Genomic DNA, 25,756 nt, shown 5'->3' on the forward strand with positions numbered 1-25,756 from the left:
ATTTTCGTTTTTTGCCCAAAGCCCAAAGTGAAATTACAAAAATATTTCAATGGCAACACCTCGAGGAGAACTAGTTTTAAAAAATTCTTTATTTGTTCGCAAAATAACAACATATTTGTAAAGTAACATAAATAGTCCCTTTTTAAACAGTGTATTTATAAAGAATTTAACATTGTTATATTAAAAGATTTAATGATGTTAGGCAATTGCCATTGTTGCAATGCTAATTTTTATGTTTTTGGCTTTGTTTAATTCACGCATACAAGCTTCTAGAGTTGCTCCCGTAGTAATAATATCGTCTACCAAAAGAATGTGTTTTCCAGCTATTTTTTGCGTATTTGATAGCGCAAATAAATCGTTTTTACCTGTCCATCTCGAAAACCTATTTTTGCTAACTTGAGAGGTTGTGTTTGTTACCTTTATCAATACATCGTCTATATAATCGGCTTTCAAAGCGCTCGCTAGTTCTTCACCAAATTTCGAAACTTGATTGTAGCCTCGACTTCTCAATTTCTTTTTATGCAAAGGCACAGGAATAACGAGATCTATGGTAGAATAGTCTTCACAATTGTTAAGTTCTGTTCCTAACCAAGCACCTAAAAAGGTCCCAACTTGTTGTTGTTCTCTATATTTTAGTTGGTGTATTAGTTGCTGTGTAATTCCTTTTTTTTCAAATCGAAGTAAAGCTGTACCTCTTTCAATTTTGGCTCTTCCGTAGAACAATTTCGAAATAAAAGGATCTTGGGTTAAATGATAGTTTGTTAGTGGAAGCTTATGCCTACAACTTGTACAAAGGTGTTTCTCGTTATCAATTAGTTGTAATTGACACGTTAAACAAACCTCAGGGAAGAATATATTTACGAGTGCTTTAAACATGTAAGTTCTAAAATACGCTAAGTATTTGTTTTTCAGAGGTATTATATTTTTTATTAATGCAGGATAATTATACTTTTATTTAATCGTTAATACAATGCGCTTGATTATTAAGTAAAATTCTAAGGCAAGATCTCGTGTAGAACAACCATTTAATTATACTTGAAATAGTCATTCCTATTTTAGATAAACCGATCATCATTAGTTTTGTTTAATTTGTACTTAAAGTATAGCATAATCAGAAGAAATAAAATCTTATATTCGTTTAAAATATCTCTAAACCACTCCTTTTTTTGAATAAAATAATTTTTTTAAAAGAATCACTTAAAAGTTTGAAAACTTCGGGAACATTATTTCCAAGTTCGAAATTTTTAGTTTCAAAATTATTGAAAGAGATAAATTTTGAAACAGCAAAATTAATAGTAGAGTTTGGTCCAGGAAACGGTAAAATAACCCACGACATTCTAAACCGCTTACATCCAGACGGGAAACTTATAATTTTTGAAATTAATGATAGCTTTTATAACGAGTTGCTAAAAATTAACGATAGTAGATTAATTGTTGTAAAACAATCTGCTAGTACCGTTTTAGAAGTAATAAACACAAATAATTTTGAAACTGTAGATTATATTGTTTCTAGTCTTCCGCTAACTAACATTCCTAAACCTATTACAAAGTCTATTTTGGCTAATTCATATAAATGTTTGAAGTCAAAAGGGTACTTTTTTCAATACCAATATAGTTTAACTTATTATTCTGCCTTAAAAGCCACTTTTAAAGGTAAAGTTTCTTTAGGTTTCGAGTCCTTAAACCTTCCTCCAGCATTTATTTATACTTGCCAAAAAGACTAATCATTTTTGGTTGCACACTTTTATTTATCGTTTATCTTTGCGCTATTATGGCAAACAACGACGATCAATTTAAAAAAGTAATCTCTCATGCAAAAGAGTATGGTTACGTGTTCCAGAGTAGTGAAATTTACGATGGATTAAGTGCAGTTTATGATTACGCACAAAATGGTGCAGAACTAAAGAAAAACATTCGAGACTACTGGTGGAAAGCCATGGTGCAAATGCATGATAATATTGTTGGTATTGATACTGCAATTTTTATGCATCCAACCACTTGGAAAGCTTCTGGACACGTCGATGCGTTTAGCGATCCATTAATCGATAATAAAGATTCTAAAAAAAGATATCGTGCAGATGTTTTAGTTGAAGATTATTGTGCTAAAATTGAAACTAAAATTGATAAAGAAGTAAAAAAAGCAGCGAAACGTTTTGGCGATACTTTTAATAAAGACGAGTTTATTGCTACTAACGGAAGAGTGCTTGGCTACCAAGAAAAAATAGATGGTATTTTACAGCGTTTAGGAAAATCTTTAGAAGCTGAAGATTTAGCAGATGTTAAAGCATTAATAGAAGAGTTAGAAATAGCAGATCCTTTAAGCGGAAGTCGAAACTGGACAGACGTTAAGCAGTTTAACCTAATGTTTGGTACAAAGTTAGGTGCAAGTGCAGAAACTGCAATGGACTTATATTTAAGACCAGAAACAGCTCAAGGTATTTTTGTGAACTTTTTAAACGTACAGAAAACTGGACGTATGAAAATTCCTTTTGGTATTGCACAAACGGGAAAAGCATTTAGAAATGAAATTGTAGCAAGACAATTTATTTTTAGAATGCGTGAGTTTGAGCAAATGGAAATGCAATTTTTTATAAAACCAGGAACGCAAGGTAAATGGTTTGAGTATTGGAAAGAAACGAGAATGAAATGGCACTTATCTCTAGGAATGGGACCAGACAATTATCGTTTTCATGATCATGAGAAATTAGCACATTATGCAGATGCTGCAACAGACATTGAGTTTAAATTTCCTTTTGGTTTTAAAGAACTGGAAGGTATTCACTCGAGAACAGATTTCGATTTAAAAGCACATGAAAATGCTTCAGGAAAAAAACTACAATACTTCGATCACGAAGAGAATGCAAGTTATACGCCTTATGTTTTAGAAACCTCTATTGGTTTAGACCGTATGTTTTTAGCTATATTTTCTAATGCACTTGAAGAAGAAACATTAGAAAATAATACCACAAGAACCGTTTTAAAATTGCCAGCAGTTTTAGCTCCCGTAAAAGCAGCCGTTTTTCCTTTAGTAAAAAAGGATGGTTTGCCAGAAGTAGCAAAACAAATTATTGAAGATTTAAAATGGGATTTTAATGTGTTTTATGATGAAAAGGACGCCGTTGGAAAACGTTACAGAAGGCAAGATGCTAATGGTACTCCATTTTGTATAACAGTAGATCACGAAACTTTAGAAAATAACACCGTAACAATACGTCACAGAGATACAATGGAACAATCGCGTGTTAAAATTGAAGATTTAAGAGATATCATTAAAAAAGAAGTTGATGTAAAAAATTGGTTGATGAAGATGAAATAATCCAATGCCTTTAAAAAAGGAATCTTATAAATTAAAACTCTCAAGCATTAAATGTTTGAGAGTTTTTTTGTTTTCACGCATTCAAAAGTAGCATTCGCTCATTATTACTTTTAAGAATGCAATAGTTGTTTTAGTTTTGAAGAACTATTTTAACTAACTATGAAAATCATTTTAAACCTTTTTGCTGTATTTTTTGTTTTGAATTGTTACTCCCAGAAAAATATGGATACTATTTATGGGAATCCTAAGTCTGTTAAACTAGAAATTTATTTTCTTGAAAAAAGTGTGCCAAAGGTATATACAGAATATCATGGAGATATATTTCGAAATATTTCAAGGTATAGAATAATGAACATAAAAAACCTATATAGAAGGAATAAAGTAAGTTATATAAATTATCAAATGTTTTTCAATGAAAAAAAACTAAAAGAAAAAGAAATTTGGTATAATTATCCTGATGAAATTGAAAGGGGAATTTATTATTCTTATGATAAAAATGAAAACTTAATTGAAAAGAAAGAGGTTTTTTTTGATGATGTTTTTTATTTACAAAAGAAATACTATAGTAAGTCAAATAGAGTTATTGCTAGTAGCAGGTATTTTAGTGATACTCCAAATGAGTTTATTCATTGGTATTATTTCAGAAATAAAGATGGCAAATTAATCAAAATTAAAAGTATAAACGATGAAGGTAAAATTTCAACCAATAATTATGAATTAAATCAAAAGGGAGAAGTGGTAAGAGAATTTGGAATTAGACAACCAAATTGGAGATTCCCGCAAAATAAATCTAATAGTTTTAATAAAGAAATAACTAAAGTTGAATATATATATAACAAAAATGGAAACAGAATACTTCAGTTAAATTACAACACCACTTCTAATAGAATTTACTCAAAACATGTGTCTAAGTTTGATAATCAAAATAATCTAATTGAAAAAGTAATATTTGTAAAACAAAAAGATACAACTAAGCAAAAATTAAGGAGATATAAATACAATAATGATAACTATAGAGTTTATGAAGAAGACATAGATTTGGATGGTTTTATTAGTACATCAATAATGACATCTTATAACAACGAAGATTGCATTATTAAAACGATTCATTTTGAAAACGATACTACTTCTATTTTTGATTTTAAATACAAATTCGACCGCAAAGGTAACTGGACTAAAATCACAAAAATAGTAAATGGAGAACCTCTTTATATTTGGACTCGAAAAATAAAATATTATTAAAAAGCTTCCAATCTTAAATAGATTGGAAGCTTTTCTTGAAGCATTAATTTTAATAAACTAATTAATGACTATGTCCACCTTCACCATCATTTAACAACATCGTTGTTCCTTTTACAAGTATTTGCTTGTCTTTTAAAGCTTCAGAATTTAAAATTTCTACATTAGTTTCAGTTTTTTTACCAATCTCTAATTTAACCTTTTCAAGATGAAATTCATTGCCATGTTGTTCTTCTAGAACTAATACAAAAAAGTCATCTTCAACTTCAATTATAGCCTCTTTTGCTAATCCTATTCCTTGGTAACTATCAATAATAATAGTTGCCTCTACAAACATACCTACAATAAAGTTTTCTTCATCATTATCCACATGTCCATGTACTTGAACGCGTCTAGTGTCTTGGTCTATTGTAGTGCCAACTAAATGCACATCTGCTTCATAATTTTTATCTGAAGCTTCAGGGATTTTAAATATAATTTTTTGATCTTTCTTCACTTTCATAATATCCTTTTCAAAAACAGAAAGTTCTAAATGAATATGGTCTGTATCTACAATTTCTAGAATAACATTGCTAGGCGAAACATAAGTTCCATTGCTAACACTTACCTTAGTTACGTAGCCATCAATGGTTGCATATAGGTTTATGGTTGAAGATATAACACCTTCTTCTACGCGATTATGGTCAATATTAATCATCTGTAGTTTTTTACGCAATCCATTATAATGTGCAAGATTGCTTTTGTATGCGCTTTCGGCTTTTAAATAGTTTTTTTCTGAAGTGATATTTTCCTCAAACAGCGTTTTTTGTCTGTTAAATTCAGATTTTAAATAATTTAATTGCTCTGCAACTTCTAAATAGTTTTGTTGCATTTCCACAAATTCAGTATTCTTTAAGGTTACTAAAAGTTGACCTTTTTTTACTTTATCTCCAACCAATAAGGGCGTTTTAGTAATAAAACCACCAATTAAAGTGGTAATGCTAGATTTGTTGTGTGGTGGTACATCTATCATTCCATTTACTTTTACGGTTTCGTTAAAGCTGAATGTGCCTAAAGTCCCAAATGCCATTTTCTCGCCTTCAAATTGCGCTTTGGTAATAGTAATATCGTCCGAATGTGCTTTAGTTTCAGTAGTTATATTTTCTTTGTTTTCCGAATTTCCGCATGCTACTAAAACCATTGAGAATAATAATAAATATATGTTTTTCATCTTTATAATGTTAAGTAATTGATAGTGATTACAGTTTGATTGTATTGGTTTAATTGCTCTAGATAATTAAGCTGAATGTCCTTAGCCGTTTCTAAACTTTGAATGTATTGAAAGAAGTCAATTTCACCTTCTTTAAACGTTCTACTGGCTGTTTTTATAATTTCTTCGGAAAGTAGTTGACCTTGAGTTTCATAATAATTAATAGCTTCTTCATATTGCTGAAGCTTTGCCAGTAAAGAATTGTATTCTGCATTTAATTGATTTTGATAGTCTTCTTTTTGCTCCAAAATAACATCTTGTGCGATTTTAGAGGCTTTAATTTTAGAACGTTGTCCACCGTACAAAATGGGGATTTTAACACCTAATTGATAACCTTTTATATTATCGTTTAAACCATCGTTAGTCCCTTGAAAGTATTCAGCATTTATATCTGGTAACAGGCTTTGTTTTTCTAACTTAGTTTGTGCTTTCTGGTAAAGAATAGAAGCATCAAAAACAGATAATCCAGCATTATTATTTGTAGATAAACGTTCAACTTGCAGTTTTACAAGTTGACCAGTTTCAATAGTAATAGAATCCACTTGTACCACTTTTTTAAGTTGTTCTTTAGATAAATTTACTTCTTGAAGCGATTGTTTATAAAGTGTTTCTAGTTGTTTCTGTTTAGATTGCGCAGTAATCATTTCTAAATAATTAGTTTCGCCTAGCTCAAAACGCCGTTTTGATTTTTTAGCGAAATCTTGGTATAAACTATCTAAATACTTATAGCTTTCAGCTTTATTCTCAGCATAACTTAGTTGGTAATAATTAGCGTAAACTTGTTTTTTAATTTGCTGTAATTGTAAGTCATAATTAGCCTCTTGTAATTCTACTTTAGATTGATTCCGTTTTTTTTCAGCAAAATAAACCGTTGGGAATTTGAAGTTTTGCGAGATTCCAAAAACCTTAAGTGGCTTATTATTGATTGCTAAATTACTTTCGTCATAATTATAATATACATTAGTTTTATCAAAAGTAAAAGCAGAACCAATTAAAGCGCTAGATTGGTTAATTTTTAATTTTTCGGCTTTTAAACTCGCGTTATTTTCAATCGCTAATTCTAAAGTCTGGGTAATAGTTAAAGGCTTGTTTTGAGCTTGAACACTAAAAGTTAAAAGCAAAATAGCTACAGAAATTATAGTATTCTTGTTCATTTTAAGTTCTTTTTTTTCTTCAAACCAAGCATATAAAACGGGTAAAACTATTAAGGTTAGTAAAGTTGCAGTTACCAAACCACCAATAACGACAGTAGCTAAAGGACGTTGTACTTCGGCTCCAGCATTTGTTGAGATTGCCATTGGTAAAAAACCTAAAGCAGCTGCAGCTGCTGTTAGTAACACAGGGCGTAAACGTTCGCTGGTACCTTTTTTAATACGCTCATTAATATTAGAGACTCCTTCAGCCTTTAATTCTTTAAAATGCTCGATTAACACTATTCCATTTAGAACAGCAATACCAAAAAGCGCTATAAAACCAACGCCCGCCGAAATACTAAAAGGTAAGTCTCTAAACCATAATAATAGCACGCCACCAACTGCAGATAAGGGAATAGCGGAGTATACAATAAGTGCTTCTTTTATAGAATTAAATGCAAAATAAAGCAATATTAATATTAATACTAAAGCGACAGGAACAGCAACTAATAATCTGTCTTTTGCACTTTGTAAATTTTCAAATTGTCCTCCATAAGTAATGTTGTAGCCTACAGGCAGTTTTACTTTGCTTTCAATTATCTTTTGAATATCGCTTACTACAGATTGTAAATCTCTATTTCTTACGTTAATTCCAACCACAATACGGCGTTTAGTATCGTCGCGAGATATTTGAGCCGGACCAGTAGTATAGCTAATATCTGCCAATTCGCTTAGCGGAATTTTGTTTCCATTTGGAGTATCTACATATAGATTTTGAAGACTTTCTAGGTTTTTTCGTTTGTTTTCTTGAAGACGAAGGACTAAGTCAAAACGTTTTTCTCCTTCAAAAACACTACCAACACTTTCTCCTGCAAAACCCATAGAAATGATGTTGTTTAAATCGGAAATATTGAGCCCATAACGCGCAATTTTACTTCTATTGAATTTTACACTCATTTGTGGTAAGCCTTTTACTTTTTCAACCGAAATATCTGCAGCACCTTCCACAGTTTCAATTAATTCTTTTATTTCATAAGCTTTGTCTGCTAGTACAGATAAATCATCTCCAAAAATTTTAATAGCAACATCTGCACGGACACCGGTAATTAGCTCATTAAAACGCATTTCAATAGGTTGAGTAAACTCAACTTCCATACCTGGAATAACAGCTAAGGCTTCTTTAAATTTATCTGCTAGTTCATCTTTACTATTAGCAGACGTCCATTCTTTTTTAGGTTTCAGTTTTATAATGACATCACTTTCTTCCATAGACATGGGATCTGTTGGTACTTCGGCTGCTCCAATACGTGTAACCACTTGATCGACTTCTGGGAAATTATCCAATAATATTTGTTCAATTCTAGTTGTTATTTCTATAGTTTTACTTAGTGATGTTCCTGTTTTTAATACAGGCTGAATAGCAAAATCGCCTTCATCTAAAGTAGGAACAAATTCGCCTCCCATTTTACTAAAGACCCAAACACTTGAGGTTAGTAGAATAGCCGAAAGAATGACTACTATTTTTTTGTTACCTAAAGCCCAGTGAATTATTGGTTGATATTGTTTGTTTAAAAACGTCATTATCCTAACTGAAATGTTTTTAGCAGATTGTTTACCAGGTTTTAGAAACAAAGACGATACCACAGGAACATAAGTTAAACACAAAATCATAGCTCCAATTAAAGCAAAGCTAAAAGTCATTGCCATAGGCTTAAACATCTTACCTTCAATGCCACTTAAAGAGAGAATTGGGATAAATACGATTAAGATGATTAATTGCCCAAAAATGGCAGAATTCATCATTTTAGAAGCGCTTTTTAGTGTTATTTTGTCAATTTCGGCTTGTTTATCCTTTCTGTCTAATTCTAAAATATGACCAGTTTTAGACATAATTTGGAAAGCAATAAACTCTACAATTATTACAGCTCCGTCAATTATTATCCCGAAATCAATAGCACCTAAACTCATTAAGTTTGCATCAACGCCAAACTGATGCATGAGTATAATAGCAAATAATAAACTTAATGGAATAACTGAAGCGACTACCAAGCCTGAGCGCCAATTACCAAGGAGTAAAATGACAACAAAAATAACGATTAACGATCCTAGTATTAAGTTTTCGGCGACCGTAAATGTGGTTTTTGCAATAAGTTCACTACGTTCTAAAAAACCGTTAATATAAACACCTTCTGGTAAGGTGCTTTGTATGGCAGCTACACGCTCTTTTACGGTATCGATAACTTGTTTAGCGTTTCCATCTTTAAGCATCATAATTTGACCTAACACTTTTTCGCCTTCACCATTTCCAGTAATTGCTCCAAATCTAGTTGCACTGCCAAAGCCTACATTAGCAACGTCTTTAATATAAGTTGGAGAGCCATCATTTTTTACTACAATATTTTCAATATCTTGTAATGAGGTTACTAAACCTTCACCGCGAATAAAAAAGGCTTTATCATTTTTCTCGATGTAACCACCACCAGAAACACTATTGTTTTTTTCTAAAGCCTCGTAAATTTCTGCAATTGAAATATTCATTGCTGTTAATTTATTTGGGTTTATAGCGACTTCGTATTGCTTTAAAAAACCGCCCCAAGTATTAACTTCTACCACACCAGGAATTCCTGAGAGTTGACGCTTTACTATCCAATCTTGAATGGTACGTAAATCGGTTGTGGTGTATTGGTCTTCAAAACCAGGTTTTACATCTAAAATATATTGGTAAATTTCTCCCAAGCCAGTTGTTATTGGTCCCATTTCTGGTGAACCAAAACCTTCTGGGATTTGCTCTGATGCTGATTTAATTTTTTCAGCAATAAGCTGTCTTGGTAAATAGGTGCCCATATCATCTTTAAAAACGATGGTCACAACCGATAGGCCAAATTTTGAAACAGAACGGATTTCTTCAACTCCTGGTAGATTGGCCATTTCGAGCTCTACAGGATAGGTAATAAATTGCTCTACATCTTGTGTAGATAGATTTCGAGATGTTGTAATAACTTGTACTTGGTTATTAGTAATGTCTGGTACTGCGCCAATTGGTATTTGCGTTAAGGAGAAAATACCAAAACCTATAATAAAGGCTGTAAATAGGAAAATTATCAGCTTGTTATTTAAGCTGAATTTGATAATGTTTGTTAACATAATTCATGAATTTTAAGAAATAATAAAGGCCTATTTTATATAACAGGATTAAAATCTAAAATGAATTATGCGTGTTTAGGCGGCTGAAAAACAGACGTTTTTTCGGAATCTGTTATTGTTTCATTATAATGAAAATTAATAGGAATTTCGATAAACTCGTGATAGGTAAATTCGAAATTATTAGCAACGCTTATAAAAGAAGTATTAATATGCGTGCATAGGTGATGACCGTCTTTAAAAGGTAAGTCTTCATGTTCTTTGTGATCGTTTTCGTGGTTGTCTCTAGCGTCTCCATAATGTTCAGCTAAAAATTGAAAAAACGTATCTCCATACATTTCTTCATGAAATTCGGCATGTTCTAGCAATACACTAAACTTAGAAAAATCTTCTAAGTTTATGTTGAAACTCTGGATGAGAATCAAAAACGAATATGTAAATGCTAATACTTTGCTCATAATTATATGCGAATTTACAAAATTAGCTGTGCCAAAAGGTAACAAAGGTTACAAATGTCTTAAAAGTAAGCCTTCAGCTGTACATTTCCAGTATGAATAGTTTTACTAGTTTCTGTTTTTCGTCCAAAGTAGGTGAGGTTCAAATCTAAAAATTTAGTTATTTTTTGTTGCGCTAAAACACTCCAAGTTAGGTTTTTACCTGGCTGTAAACCTTCTAACATTTGATAACCAACAGGAGAATTTGCATTCCCTTCAAAAGTATTCGAAAAAATATTAAATTCACCAGAAATAGCAGATTTTACATTCTTAGTAAACGCAAAAGAGAAGCCATATTTTTGCTGGTTTAGAGTTTCTAAACTACCAATAGTATTTGCTTTGTTTGTATATTGGTAGAAAACATCGAAACGCATAGTATCGTTGAATAAATAAGATAGTTTTGGGTTGAATCGTTCTTCTTCTATTTTGAAATTTTTAGTAATAAAGTTTTCACTTTCACTTTCATTTTTATCGAAACCTGAAAGAAAGTTAACAAGCCAGCTTGTTGCAAATTTATGATTGAAATTTAATTGATGGCTACGCAAATTATTAGCAATAAAACCTACAGATAAGACATTTCGCGATTGGTTACTTAAATACGTGTAAGATGTTGTATAACGTTGTTTTCCACGATTATAAAATAATACATTTCTAAAATTAAGCTGAAGCCCTAATTGGTTATCTTCATCACTCTCAAACGGATTGATGTTAAAGGCATTGCCTTCACGTTTAATTTTTCGGTCTATTAAATAACTACTTTGGTTATAAAAATGAGACCATAATTTTTTGCTTTTACGCTCTTCATTAACCCAACTTCCTGGATTTAAAGTTACCGACTGACTTAATCTATTTTGATGAGTTTTTATAAAGACTTGATTGGGTAATAGAACACGGATATATTTACCTTGATCTTGAAATTGAGCAATTTCAAACTCCTCTAATTCTTGAATTCCATTACCATTATAGTCAATCCATATGTATGCGCCTTGACCTGGTTCTACTTCTACGTAAGTAAAATCTTGTTGAGCTAAAGTTCCAGAATTTGTTTCGAAAACCGTATTCCAATTCACTATATTTTTAAAAAATTGCTGACTGTAGATTAACCGAGAATTAATAGATTGCTCGTCTTCTATGTTTTGATCTGTATTTTTTAAAGTTCTATAATTGGCAAAAAACGAAAGATTTGTGCGCTCATTTTTTATTATGTGAGAGTTTAAATAATAGGTATTAGATTTGTTTACACGTTCTAAATTGTTATTTCGCAAACTATCGTTTACGCGATATTTATAACCAATCTCGGCAAAAACGCCAGTGCTATCACCAACACCAGTAAAAATTTCGTAAGCTTTAAAACGCTGACTTAAATCGGTAAAAGTATCGGTTTCAGTTTCTTTTTGTTCGTTGTTTTCGGCAGAAAATCTACCGCCAACCCAGCTCTTTTTAAAACTATAACGCGCTTCGTTATAAGTCCGTAAAAAAGTTGAGGTTGTTTCTGTAGCATTACTATTTAAAAGACTTGTATTAGTGGTAAGTGCTAGTTTTTTATTTAAAAATAATTTTGCGTTTACAGTATGTTTGTTTCCACTAAAATTATTGGAAAAACTAAGGTGTTCAAATAAATAATTAGCTATCCCTTTTTTATTGTGAAATGCCGTGGTGCCAGCCGAAAATAAAACCTGATTATCAAGATTAGAATTTAAACCATTAGTTGTAGTTGCGTTAATATTCCAATCGCGATTAAATTCTGGATTATACAAGCCTTGAATATTTCTAAATTCTTTCTGAATAAAATCGGTGTCTACAAAAGCATCTAAGTTCCATAAACTATCTTGTTTAATAAGCGATTGTTTTACATTTAGCTTTGCCGCAAAACCATTATTATCATTGTCGTCCAGGCTAGAAAATAAATTTAAATCGTTTTTACTTCCTGCAAATTCGAAATTTATAGCTGTTTTTTCTGAAGGTGTGTAACTTCCATTTACTACAGCAATTTGAAGTTTTACAGGCGCAACTAATTGTATAATTGGTTCAAAATCACCTTGAGGTTCACCTAAAATAGGTTCTATATATTCATAAATAGTATTAATAGCGTTAATACTGCTTATTACATAATTACCTAGATTATCTCCAACATTTGTAAAACGAACACTAAATAAAGTGTCATCTGCAGTATTAGAAAATACGAAGGCTTCTATATTATTTATAATTTCTTTTTTATAGAGAATGCGGTTTTCATTAAAGGCTTCTTCTACGCTAGAAGGTGCAACCATTTGTGTTCTATCATCACCTGCTTCGTTTAAAACATTGACTTGGCTAGTGGATAAACTTTGTTGTAGTGGGTTATTTTTTGCATCGTTTTCAGAATACACCGATGCTCCAATTTTGAGTTTTTCTGTTTGGTGATTTCCGCCTGCATAAGCTACCAGGCGAGAATAATTTCTATCGCTAAATTGGTAATCTACGGTAATTCGCATTTCGCTGGTTATCGGGAATGTAGAATTAAAAATAATTTCTCCAGCATTGTAATCGATAATATAATCTTCGTTTTCACCTCTTTCTACAACAATTCCGTTAACGTAAACGATTTCACTACCAGAAACGATGAGTACAAATAATTCACCATTTTGTCCTTGCAGTTTATAGGGGCCTTGGTTACCTTCTTGAGCTGTAAATTGGCTTGTTGTAAATTGGCCACGAACCAAAGCACCAGCTGCAAAGAGGTTTGTTTGAGTATCGTCCTCGCCTAATCTTACTTTTAATGACAGCCCTTGAACGCGTTTAGAGAACTCAGCAAAATAAGAGTCGTTATTTTCTAAATCTACATCACCAGCTCTAACGTTCCATTTGGCACCAAAAATTTCTACAAAAACCTGGTCGAATTCGTCTAATCGTTGAGAATAACCACTTTCTTGCAATGGAATATTAGCATCCTGAATAGAAGCTCGAAGCGAAACTTTATCGTTAAGTTTTCCAGTAATTTGTAGATCTAATTCACTATTCAATACCGAGTTTTGATTGTTTCCAATAGATACTCCTCTAGAAATACTACCGCTTGTGGTTAAGCCATCAAAAGGTGTAAATTCATTATTGGTATTATTCTGTTTTATTTGATACAGTTTATTGGCTTTATCACTGTTTTTAACTATAATAGCATCACTAAATTGTTGATAGGTTTTAGTAATATATTCTGGGTATTTTAAGTAGTTAATGATTATTGAATCGGCTGCAATAGATCTATTGAATGTTAAAATAGCTTTAGAAAAATCTACAGAATAATGGGTAGAATCGATAAGCGTGGAATCTTTAAGCTTTATCGAGAAATTATTAGGATTTATACTTACGCTATCAATGGCAATAGTTTCAGTTATAGCTACAGTTTTTTGCTTAAAATTATTGTTACGCTCCTGTGAGAAGGCAACAATTCCGAAGAAAAAAATAAAAAGAGTAACTGTAAACTTCATATAATAGTTAAACTAAAAAATTGACAATATATTTTGTTAATAGTTTATGTTTAATTTAAGATTAAATTGATGCTGTAAAAGTAACGCATTATTTATTTTAGCTGAAACAGAAACTAATTAATATGAAAATCATCTCTTACAACGTAAATGGTATTAGAGCCGCACTAAAAAAAGGCTTTATAGATTGGCTAATAGGCGCCAATGCGGATGTCGTGTGCTTACAAGAAATTAAGGCAATGGAAGAGCAGTTAGATTTATCGCTTTTTGAAGACGCTGGTTATAAATACAACTATTGGTACAGTGCGCAAAAAAAGGGTTATAGTGGTGTCGCGATTTTAAGTAAAACCAAGCCAAACCATATAGAATACGGAACAGGAATTGATACTATGGATTTTGAAGGGCGAAACATTCGTGCAGATTACGATGGTGTTTCTGTAATGAGTATGTATTTACCTTCTGGTAGCAATATACATAGACTTGAATTTAAACTGAATTATATGGCAGAAATTCAAGACTATATAACTAATTTAAAAACAACTATTCCTAACCTTGTCATTTGTGGAGATTATAATATTTGCCATGAAGCAATAGATATTCACAATCCTAAAATGAAAAACGTTTCTGGTTTTCTTCCAGTAGAACGCGAATGGATTGGTGATTTTATCGATAGCGGACTAATAGATTCTTTTCGATATCTAAATCCAGAAAGTGTAGAGTATAGTTGGTGGAGTTACAGAGCGAATTCAAGAGCAAATAATAAAGGTTGGCGTTTAGATTATGCGATGGTAACAAAAACATTACAAGAAAAAATAAAAAGAGCCGTTATATTAACGGAAGCGAAACATAGCGACCATTGTCCTATATTAGTAGAATTAGAAAATTTAAATTAATAATAGAGTAAGTACTGAATCCTACGATTAATAACTGAACACTAAAACATCCCTCATGAAAACCAAATTCACAATTTCAATCTTATTGTTAATTATTGCAACTTCTTGCGTTTCTCCAAAAGTGTATAAAAACTTAGAAGATAAATATGCTACATTAAAAAAGGAAAATAGAAGCTTGCAAGATGAATATAACGACCTGTTAAAAGCAAAAACTAAAGCAGAAAATGAATTAAGAGATTCTCAAGAAGAGTACGACGGTGCAATTACAGACAGAAATACATGGGAAGGAGAATACAAAGCATTGGTTAATGAATTTCAAGACTTAAAAGAGTCTTACGATGCTTTAGAGTCCAGTAGTTCTGCATCCATAGCTGCTAACTCAAAAAAGAACAGAGAATTATTAGCAAAATTGGAAGCAAAAGAACAAGCGTTAACTTCGGAAAACACGAGGTTAGAAAAACTAAAAAAAGAACTTGAATCACGATCAAATAGAGTTGCAGAGTTGGAAAGTGTTATTGCGGCTAAAGACGCAGCAATGACTAGTTTAAAAAATGCGATTTCAAATGCTTTAACAGATTTTGAAGGTAAAGGACTAACCATCGAGCAACGCAATGGGAAAGTATATGTTTCTATGGAAAATAAATTACTGTTTAAATCGGGTAGTTGGGCTGTTGGAGTAGAAGGAAAAAAAGCAGTGAAACAATTAGGAACTGTATTAGGGGATAATCCAGATATAGCAGTTTTAATTGAGGGTCATACGGATGATGAATCATTTATTGGTACAGAACAAATTAAAGGGAATTGGGATTTATCTACAAAAAGGGCAACATCTATTGTAACCATTTTGAGAGAAAACAAAAATATTAACCCTGAAAATCTAACTGCTGCAGGACGTGGTGAATTTGCGCCAATTGCAAGTAATAAGACAGCCGAAGGTAAAGCTAAAAACCGACGCATAGAAGTAATCTTAACGCCAAAGTTAGATGAGATTTCAAAGTTGTTAAATGAAATATAATTTAGGCGTGATTTTCAAACCTTAACAAACATTTAGACCTTTCTACTTTTTTGAGTAGAAAGGTCTTTTTATATTTATAAAATAATAATTAGTAACCATCATTATGAAATACACAACACTTCCATCTACAAGTATAAAAGTGAGTAAAATTTGCCTAGGTTCTATGACTTGGGGAAACCAGAATACAGAAGCCGAAGGACATTTACAATTAGATTATGCCTTAGATCAAGGTGTTAATTTTATTGATACTGCAGAATTATATCCTGTGCCTGCAACAGCAGAAAAGCAAGGAGCGACAAGCAAAATTATAGGAACCTGGTTAAAGAAATCAGGTAACAGAGATAAAGTAATTTTAGCATCTAAAATTGCAGGGCCAGGAGATTACACAGCACATATTAGAACAACAGGTTTTAGTAAGCAAAGCATTAAAGATGCTGTAGATAATGAGCTAAAAAGATTACAAACAGATTATGTAGATTTATTCCAATTACATTGGCCAGAAAGAAATACGAATACTTTTGGAATAAGAGATTACAAACACAATCCAAACCCAGCTTGGGAAGATAATTTTAATGAAGTTTTAGAAAGCTTAGATGGTATTATTAAAACAGGTAAAATTAGACATTTTGGTTTGTCTAACGAAAAAGCTTGGGGAACCATGAGGTATCTTGAAGAATCCAAAAACAATAATTTGCCAAGACCAATAACTATTCAAAATGCGTATTCTCTGATAAATCGTGTTTACGAAGGTGATATGGCAGAAATATCTATGCGAGAAAATATTGGTTTATTAGTATATTCACCAATGGCCTTTGGAGTACTTTCTGGAAAATATATAAAAAAGACTGCAGCAGCAAATTCAAGATTAAAGTTGTTTCCTCGATTTGCTAGATACAGTAGTGAACAGGCAACCAATGCGACTCAGAAATATTTAGACTTAGCAGAAGCTAACAGTATGTCTTTAGCTCAAATGGCTTTGGCTTTTGTAAACCAAAGAGAATTTGTTACTAGTAATATAATAGGAGCGACAAATTTAGAACAACTTAAAGAAAATATTAGTAGTATAGATATAGATTTGAGTGATGATATTTTGAATAGTATCAACGAAATACATACTGTAATTCCTAATCCTGCACCATAAAATGGAATTTAATGATTTAAAACCGGAGCGCTGTTAATCGGTAAAAACCGCATTTAATCTATAAAAGTAAACTTTTTCGGGTTGTAAATTTTTTTTTTCTAGCTTAGACCTCTTTTAAAAAACTAACTGAAAATAGCAACGATGAGAAAATTTACACTTCTTTTGGTCATTATAACTTTGTTCTTAAGTTATAGTGCCAATGCACAAATCACTACATATCCATACTCAGAAGATTTTGAAACTGGCGACGGAGGATGGGTTTTGGATAACACAACCAATGGGTCATGGGCCTTAGGAACACCAGCAGCAGCAGTTATTAACAGTGCTGCATCTGGTTCTAACTCTTGGGCAACAAACCTAACAGGTGATTACAATCTAGGTGATTCTTCAACTGTCACTAGTCCAATATTTGACCTTTCAGCCTTAGCTGCACCAGCTATTTCTTTTAGTATTTGGTGGGAATCAGAGTTTAGTTGGGATGGCACAGTATTACAATCTTCTATAGATGGTGGAACAACATGGGTTAATGTTGGTGCTTTTGGAGATATAGGATGGTATACTGATAATACAATAGGTGGAAACCCCGGAGGTCAGCCAGAAGGTTGGACAGGACGAAACGGAACAGGATCAAACGGCTGGATTACAGCTAATCATGCATTAACAGGTTTGGCAGGAGAGGCTAGCGTACAATTACGTTTTGCTTTTGGTTCAGATGGTTCCGTGCAAGACGAAGGAGTAGCTTTCGATGATGTTAACGTCTTTGAAGTAACATGTCCAGAGCCATCAAACGCTGCTTTTGTTAGTGCAACTGCTACAACTGCTAATCTATCATGGACAGCAGGTCCGGTAACAGCATGGGAAGTTGTTGTTCAACCTCAAGGTACAGGATTACCTTCAGTACCGGGTGTTTCAACGACAAACAATCCATATGTTGCTATGGGATTAACACCAGCAACAAATTATGAGGCTTATGTAAGATCAGATTGTGCAGGAGATTTTAGTATTTGGGTTGGCCCAATAAACTTTGCTACAGAATGTACAACATTTGTTGCCCCATATACAGAAGGTTTCGAAAACGGAGGAACTATTCCGTTATGTTGGACAATGAATGGAGGCGAAGACTGGAATTTTAATGATGTACCAGGTTTTAATCATATTGGAAATAATGGAGTTATAACAGGAAGTACTGCTACTAACGGATTTTTTGCTTGGGTAGATGCTTCAGGAGATGATGGTCCAACAACTTTAGTAACGCCTTTAGTAGATGTGTCTGGATTAACAACACCAGCGATTACCTTTTACGAAATTAGTGATAATGAAGGTAATGCTAACTCTACTTTGGATGTAGAAGTTTGGGATGGAGCTGCATGGAACCCAATGGCAACTTACAACACAAATACTAGTGGTTGGGAACAACGCACCATTAACATAAGTACACTTACAATAACAGGTGACGTTCAAGCACGTTTTATATTCTCTGAAACAGTAACAGGAGATTTCTACGATGATATTGCTATAGACGATGTTACTTTCGATGAGTTACCTACATGTGTAAACCCATCAAATCTAGCAGTTAACAGTACAACGTCTGCTACAGCAACTTTGTCTTGGGTGTCTAATGGAACAGAAACAGCATGGGAAGTAGCAATACAAGCACCAGGAACAGGAATACCAACAGGAGCAGGTGCACCGGCAGCTACTAATCCTTATGTAGCTATGGGATTAACACCAGCTACGACATATGAATATTATGTAAGATCAGATTGTGGTACAGAGTTTAGTGATTGGATAGGGCCATTAACCTTCGATACAGAATGTGTTACTTTTATAGCACCATACACTGAAGGTTTTGAAAATGCAGGAACTATTCCTTTGTGTTGGACAATGAATGGCGGAGGTGACATCTGGGAGTTTTCAGATAATGGTACAGGAAACCATATTGGAAATAATGGAGTTATAACAGGAAGTACTGCTACAAACGGATTTTTTGCTTGGGTAGACTCTTCAGGAGACGATGGGATACGACAATTAATATCTCCCCTTGTAGATGTTTCACCACTTACAACACCAGCCTTATCTTTCTTTGAGATTAGTGATAATGAAGGCAACGCAAATTCTCAATTAGATGTCGAGGTTTGGGATGGTGCAGCATGGAATCCAATGGGAACCTATAATACAAATACCGCAGGATGGGAATTAAAAATAATAGATATTAGTACGCTTACCATAACCGGTGATGTACAAGCAAGATTTACTTTTTCTGAAATTGTAACAGGAGATTTTTATGACGATATTGCTATTGATGATGTTACTTTCGATGAATTACCTACTTGTGTAATTCCTGGAGGCCTTAATGTCACCAATATCACTGGCACTACTGCAGACTTCTCTTGGATGGCTGGAGCTGGTGAATCTTCTTGGGAATATGTTCTTCAACCGACTGGTACTGGAGTGCCAACTGGTGCAGGAACAAACTCTACAACAACTACTGTTAACTTAAACGCTTTAACTTTTGAAACAACTTACGAAGTTTATGTAAGATCAGATTGTGGAGTCAATGGTTTTAGTGATTGGGCTGGACCACTAACTTTTACAACTACTGTACAACTTAACTTCAATGTTGATTGTTCCGTTGGCCCTACGACTTTTAATTATTGTTATGATAGTAACGACACTAATGTGTTTACATTTATAAGTACAGATGGTTCTCCACTAAACTTTACAATTAACTCTGGAGATGCAGAAAACAACTGGGATGAACTTATTGTTTTTGATACTGATGGCACAACAGACCTTAATGCTGCTACACCATATGGTAATGGCGGAGATCTAAGTGGTATTACATACCAATCTACAGGAGACACAATTTCTTTTCAAATTACATCAGATGGTTCAATTAGCTGTCAAAGTAGTACAAATATTAATCCTTTAGATATTACAGTATCTTGTGCAACATGTATTAACCCAATAGCAACTTATCAAGTTGTAGATGATTGTGCAAATGGAGCTCAATTTTTAGTAGATGTAAATGTTACTTCTCTAGGAGATGCAACATCACTTTCAATAGAAGATAACCAAGGTAATCCTCCTGTATCAGTTTCGACGACAGGTATTACACAATTTGGACCTTATCCATTTAATACAGATATTATTTTTACAGTAAGCAACGAGCAAGATGTAAATTGTGTTCTTACAAGTAGTGCTTATAATATTCCAACGTGTCCTCCCGCAAATGATAATTGTGATGATGCTATTTCAGTTACCGCAAATACAGATGGCAACTGTACTAGTTTTGTAAGTGGTACTTTATTTGGGGCAACAGAATCTCCTCAAGCTAATCCATGTACAGGAACAGCAGATGATGATGTTTGGTTTACCTTTACTGCAATAAACACAGATCATGCTATCAGTTTTAGCAATATTGTTGGTCCTACAACATTTTTATCTCATGGACTATACGAAGGAACTGATTGCGATAACTTAACAAATCTATATTGTAGTACTGCAGATAATAGTACTGCAAATGGGTTAATTGTTGGAAACACATACTATATAAGAGTGTTTACTTTTAACAACACTCCCTTTCAAGATGTCACTTTCGACTTATGTGTGTTTTCTATTCCACCTCCAATTACAACTAATATTACTCAATATACAGTAACTGAATTGATAGAAGATGTACTAATAAATTCTCCTTGTTCTTCAATATCTAATATAACATCATCAACAGGAACAGATTTTGGTTCAGATAATGGTATTGGTTATTTTGAAGCAAATGGATCAGGATTTCCTTTTGAAAGCGGAATTATAATGACGACTGGAAATGCTGTAAACGCTCCAGGACCAGAAACAGGAACTCTAAGTGATGGTGGAGGAGCTGGTTGGCTTGGTGATGCAGACTTAGAAGCAGAAATAAATGAAGGCGTTACTAATAACGCGTCTATTATAGAATTCGATTTTGTGCCATTTATTCAAGACATGTCTTTCGAATTTATTTTTGCTGCGGAAGAATATGGCACTTTCCAATGTGGATTCTCGGATGCGTTTGCATTCTTACTTACAGATACTGTAACTGGTATAACTACAAATATTGCTGTTATTCCAGGAACAACAACACCTGTTTCTGTATTTACAATTAGAGATGCAGCTTTTAACAATGGCTGCCCTTCCGCTAATCCAGCATTATTTGATGCGTATTACGGAGCTGGCGGATTACCTCCACTTACAAATCCAACCAATTTTATTGGTAGAACTGTACCGTTATTCGCAATGTCAACTGTTGTGCCTAATAGAACCTATCATATAAAATTAGTAATTGCAGATGATGGTGATACAGCATACGATTCTGCGGTTTTCTTAAAAGCGGGAAGTTTTGAAATTGGAGAAGTAGATTTAGGAGACGATATTCTTTTAGGTAGTGGAAATGCTAACTGTGAAGGAGATGAAGTAATTCTAGATATTGGAGTACCTGTTTCACCTTTATCCACTATTACATGGTACACTTTAGATAACGGAATCCAAGAGCCTATATTAGATGATATGGGTATGCCACAGAATGGATCAACCTTAGCAGTAACGGAAAATGGAAATTACATAGTTGAAATTGTACTCGATTCCAACGCTTCTTGTTTCGTTGTTGATGAAATAATAGTAGAATTCTTCCCTAATCCTATTGCAAATCCTGCTCCTGATATTGTTGGTTGTGACTTAGATAATTCAGGAATGGCACTATTTGATTTAACCGAAAATGATGCTATAATTATAGGTACGCAAACAGGAATGACAATTTCTTATTACACGACAGAGCAAGATGCTATTGATAGTGTAAACCCAATAGCTAATGCAACAAGTTACCAATCTGCTCCTTCAATTATATATTATAGCATTGAAGATGATACAACAGGATGTTCCAGGGTGAGTAGTTTCAACTTATTGTTAGCACCTAAGCCTATTTTAGTTCAGGCTGATAATATTCTAGGTTGTGATGATGATGAGGATGGAGTTTCTAATTACGACTTAACATCTAATGAAGATGTTATAACAAATGGTCAAACTGGATTTGTTTTTAGCTATTACACAACTTTAGTAGATGCAGAGACAAGTACGAATGTTATAACAAACCCATCAGATTTTGATGGTGGAGCACAAACGATATATGTAAGAGTTGAAGATGTTAATGGCTGTTTCGATGTTACAACATTCGATTTAGACTTTGGTATTTCTCCAATGAGCTCATTTAATACAACAATTGTTTACGAGGTTTGTCCTAATGCTACAGTACCTATTACAGTAGAAGCAATAGGTGATAACTATACAGAAGGCGAAGTAACAATTTCTTGGTATAACGAAGGTGTTTTAGTATCAGGTCAAACAGATTTAACAATAGATAACGTTTTAACAACAGGAACATACACTATAGAAGTTATGTATAATGATACTGGCTGTACAGCTAGTGAAGACATCTTTGTAGAAGAGTTAGAAACCTGTATAATCCCTCAAGGTATTTCACCAAATGGAGATGGTAAGAACGACACTTTCGATTTAAGTAGTTACGATGTTCAAAGCTTAACCATATTCAACAGAAATGGCGTTAAGGTTTATGAGAAGACAAATTATTTAGACGAGTGGCACGGACAATCATTAGATGGTGATAAGTTACCAGTAGGTACTTACTATTATGTAATGAACTATCAAGGGACAAAAACAAAAGCCGCTTGGGTATATATCAACAGAGAAAAGAACTAAACTAACTAGAAACCAATAATAATAGAAATGAAGAACATACTATATATCGTATTCCTAGTAGTTATAGGCGTACAAGCACAGCAAGATCCACAGTACACACAATACATGTACAATATGAATGTGATCAATCCTGCTTATGCAGGATCAAGCGAGAGTGTATCCATAGGCGCATTATACCGTAGCCAATGGATAGGCTTAGAAGGCTCACCAAACACAGGAACATTATCAATTCACGCACCAGTAGGTAATAGAGTAGGCTTAGGTCTTTCGTTAATTAATGACGAAGTAGGACCGGTAAGCGAGACTAATGTTTATGTAGATTTCTCATACACCTTACCAGTAGGTAGTGGCACAAAATTAGCCTTCGGTTTAAAAGCAGGAGGAACCTTCCATGATATTGGATTAAGCGGTATTGATGTTCCAGATGAAAACGATCCGTTTTTCTCACAAGATGTTAATGAGACCACAGCCAATATAGGAGCAGGATTGTATTTATACCAACCTAATCGCTGGTACGTATCTGCTTCGATGCCCAACATTTTAAATGGTACCCATTTAGATATAAACGGTACAAAAATAGGCTCAGAGACCGAGCATTTATTTGCAGCAGCAGGTTACGTGTTTAGTTTATCAGAAAACTTTAAATTAAAGCCACACGCTTTATTAAAATTAGCGTTCGATGCACCAATAAGTTATGATATTAACCTAAACCTATTCATGTACGATATCGTAGAAATAGGAGCAGGTTACAGGTTAGACGATTCCTTTAGTGGTATGGTAAACTTTATGGTTTCACCATCACTAAGAATAGGTTATGCCTACGATGCTATCCAATCTGAATTAAACGCAGTTACAGACGCCTCACACGAGATATTTATAAACTTCGACATCAGTTTGCCAAGAAAAGTATCACGTTCACCACGTTATTTCTAAACCACATAAGCTAACACAAAAGACACGACCAGATGAAACATTTAAAACTAATCATAACACTAGTCATTCTAATTAGCTTTAGTGTGACCGCACAAACCAAGGCCACAAAGAAAGCTGATAAACATTTTGCGAAATTTGAATTTGTAGAAGCCATAAAGGACTATGCGAAATTAGTAGAGAAAGGCTCTGCTGACGCCTACGTTTACGGACGTTTAGCCGAATCTAATTATAATATTTTTAATACTACAGAAGCCGAAAAATGGTATGCAAAAGCCTTAGAAACTTCTCAAGCACCAGGAATGATTTTCAAGTATTCTGAAATGCTAAAGGCTAATGGAAAGTACGAAGCATCAAACAAAGAAATGCGCAAGTTTGCTTCTATGCGTCCAGGAGATGATAGAGCCACTATGTTTATGGCAAATCCAGATTACTTACCAAAAATTTTAAAACGTGGTAAAAAGTTTAATGTTCAGAATATGGATATTAACTCTAAAGTATCAGATTTTGGAGGCACACTAAAAGACGGGAAGTTATATATCGCTTCAGCAAGAAACGATGATAGAAAAAAATATGGTTGGAATGAGCAACCGTTTTTAGATATGTATTCATTTACAAAAGCAGAAGATGGGTCGTACCAAAACGAAACTATGCTAGAGGATAAAATGAACACAAAATACCATGAAGGATTAATGTCTTTCTCTCCAGATGGAACTACAGCGTATTTCTCAAGAGAGAGTTTCTACGAAAACATTTATGAAAAAGATTCAGTATCAAACACAAAATACAGTGTATTACACTTGTTCCAAGCTACTAAAAGTGGAGATGCATTCTCTAACGTAGAAGCTTTAGCTATAAACAATAAAAACTATTCTATAAAAAATCCAAGTGTAAGTACAGATGGAAACACCTTGTACTTTGCTAGTGATATGCCAGGTGGTTTTGGAAATTATGATATCTACAAAGCAAGTATCGATGGAAATGGACAAATAGGTACACCAGTAAACATGGGACAGAAAGTAAATACGGAAAGCCATGAAATGTTTCCATACATAAGTGATAATAACACGTTATACTTCTCATCAATAGGTCATTTAGGACTTGGAGGTATGGATGTATTCTATACTAAAGAGATTGATGGTAAAATGGCACCTGTTAGAAATGTTGGAATACCAATAAACTCTAATGCAGACGATTTTGCATTCTCAATAAACGAAGAAACAGGCGAAGGTTATGTGTCTTCAAACCGAGAAGGTGGAAAAGGAGATGATGATATTTATGCGATCAAAAAAATACAACCACTATGCGATGTATTAATTGTAGCAACAGTAATAGACAACAAAACCAAAGCAGTATTAGTGGGAGCAACAGCTTCTTTAGTCGATAGCAAAGGGAATGTGTTGTCAACAAAAACAACAAATGTAGACGGTAAAGTAGAATACATTGTAGCATGTGACACCGATACAGAGTTACAGGTTACTATGGCCGATTACGAAAGTAATAGACTATCAATAAAAGGGAGTAACGAAGAAGAAACAGCAGTAGAAATAGCATTAGACCCAATCGATAAAATTGTTATTCCTCAAGAACGTGTGGTACTTAATCCAATCTATTTTGATTACGACAAGTCTAACGTAACAGCAAAAGCAGCCTTTGAGTTGGACAATATAGTACAAGTCATGACAAAGTATCCAGACATGGTAATCTATGCAACCTCACATACCGACACACGTGGTTCGGATAGTTATAACGATAAGTTATCAAACCGAAGAGCAAAAACCTCGGTACAGTATATTATATCAAAAGGTATTGATGCAACAAGAATATCAGGAGCAGGAAAAGGAGAATCGGAATTAGCAGTAGATTGTGGTGAAAATTGTAGCGAAGAACAACACCAATTAAACCGTAGATCTCAGTTTATAATTATGAGCGGTGGTCCAACTGCTAACTAAATTAACCAAAGCTTAAAACCAAAAAAAAGCCGCAACGAAAGTTGAGGCTT

Annotated in this window: 14 protein-coding genes; 9 read left to right on the top strand and 5 right to left on the bottom strand. The window is 33.4% G+C overall.

Translation table 11 applies throughout. The features are described from left to right. Positions 1-198: 198 nt before the first annotated feature. The gene (locus RH82_RS09535) at positions 199-876 is read right to left on the bottom strand and encodes a ComF family protein (protein WP_034060231.1); all 678 of its coding nucleotides are present in this window, start codon (positions 874-876) and stop codon (positions 199-201) included. A gap of 290 nt (positions 877-1,166) precedes the next feature. Here RH82_RS09535 and RH82_RS09540 point away from each other — a divergent pair, with 290 nt between their 5' ends. The 3 genes from RH82_RS09540 to RH82_RS09550 all read left to right on the top strand — a co-directional run bounded on the left by RH82_RS09540 (position 1,167) and on the right by RH82_RS09550 (position 4,558). After that, positions 1,167-1,724, top strand: coding sequence for a class I SAM-dependent methyltransferase (locus RH82_RS09540; protein WP_034060233.1), 558 nt, complete (start codon positions 1,167-1,169; stop codon positions 1,722-1,724). A gap of 47 nt (positions 1,725-1,771) precedes the next feature. Next, on the top strand, positions 1,772-3,316 hold the full coding sequence (locus tag RH82_RS09545) for a glycine--tRNA ligase (RefSeq protein ID WP_034060234.1): 1,545 nt from the start codon (positions 1,772-1,774) through the stop codon (positions 3,314-3,316). A 222-nt stretch (positions 3,317-3,538) separates the two neighbouring features. Next, positions 3,539-4,558: a hypothetical protein gene (locus RH82_RS09550; protein WP_034060236.1), complete on the top strand. Its 1,020-nt coding sequence runs from the start codon at positions 3,539-3,541 to the stop codon at positions 4,556-4,558. 61 nt (positions 4,559-4,619) lie between these two features. Here the strand turns inward: RH82_RS09550 and RH82_RS09555 are convergent, their stop codons facing one another. From RH82_RS09555 to RH82_RS09570, 4 genes are all read right to left on the bottom strand, one after another. Beyond that, positions 4,620-5,765: an efflux RND transporter periplasmic adaptor subunit gene (locus RH82_RS09555; RefSeq protein WP_034060239.1), complete on the bottom strand. Its 1,146-nt coding sequence runs from the start codon at positions 5,763-5,765 to the stop codon at positions 4,620-4,622. A gap of 2 nt (positions 5,766-5,767) precedes the next feature. Next, a complete protein-coding gene (locus tag RH82_RS09560) occupies positions 5,768-10,081 on the bottom strand; it encodes a CusA/CzcA family heavy metal efflux RND transporter (RefSeq protein ID WP_034060241.1) in 4,314 nt (1,437 codons plus the stop codon). A gap of 65 nt (positions 10,082-10,146) precedes the next feature. Beyond that, on the bottom strand, positions 10,147-10,536 hold the full coding sequence (locus tag RH82_RS09565) for a hypothetical protein (protein WP_034060564.1): 390 nt from the start codon (positions 10,534-10,536) through the stop codon (positions 10,147-10,149). 59 nt (positions 10,537-10,595) lie between these two features. Further along, on the bottom strand, positions 10,596-14,033 hold the full coding sequence (locus RH82_RS09570) for a hypothetical protein (protein ID WP_034060242.1): 3,438 nt from the start codon (positions 14,031-14,033) through the stop codon (positions 10,596-10,598). Between the two features lie 122 nt (positions 14,034-14,155). Here RH82_RS09570 and RH82_RS09575 point away from each other — a divergent pair, with 122 nt between their 5' ends. The 6 genes from RH82_RS09575 (at position 14,156) to RH82_RS09600 (ending at position 25,706) form a co-directional block, all read left to right on the top strand. Continuing rightward, on the top strand, positions 14,156-14,923 hold the full coding sequence (locus RH82_RS09575; protein ID WP_034060243.1) for an exodeoxyribonuclease III: 768 nt from the start codon (positions 14,156-14,158) through the stop codon (positions 14,921-14,923). Between the two features lie 55 nt (positions 14,924-14,978). Further along, on the top strand, positions 14,979-15,938 hold the full coding sequence (locus RH82_RS09580; RefSeq protein WP_034060245.1) for an OmpA family protein: 960 nt from the start codon (positions 14,979-14,981) through the stop codon (positions 15,936-15,938). 103 nt (positions 15,939-16,041) lie between these two features. Then, positions 16,042-17,079, top strand: coding sequence for an aldo/keto reductase (locus RH82_RS09585; RefSeq protein ID WP_034060248.1), 1,038 nt, complete (start codon positions 16,042-16,044; stop codon positions 17,077-17,079). A gap of 141 nt (positions 17,080-17,220) precedes the next feature. Then, positions 17,221-22,824 (top strand): choice-of-anchor L domain-containing protein, encoded by a 5,604-nt coding sequence (locus tag RH82_RS17840; RefSeq protein WP_052158291.1) that lies wholly within the window; start codon positions 17,221-17,223, stop codon positions 22,822-22,824. 27 nt (positions 22,825-22,851) lie between these two features. Further along, on the top strand, positions 22,852-23,757 hold the full coding sequence (locus RH82_RS09595; RefSeq protein WP_034060250.1) for a PorP/SprF family type IX secretion system membrane protein: 906 nt from the start codon (positions 22,852-22,854) through the stop codon (positions 23,755-23,757). Between the two features lie 32 nt (positions 23,758-23,789). Next, positions 23,790-25,706, top strand: a complete 1,917-nt coding sequence (locus RH82_RS09600; protein WP_034060253.1) for an OmpA family protein — start codon at positions 23,790-23,792, stop codon at positions 25,704-25,706. The last annotated feature ends 50 nt before the right edge of the window (positions 25,707-25,756 follow it).

The organism is Lacinutrix jangbogonensis (assembly GCF_000797445.1).
GTDB lineage: Bacteria > Bacteroidota > Bacteroidia > Flavobacteriales > Flavobacteriaceae > Lacinutrix > Lacinutrix jangbogonensis.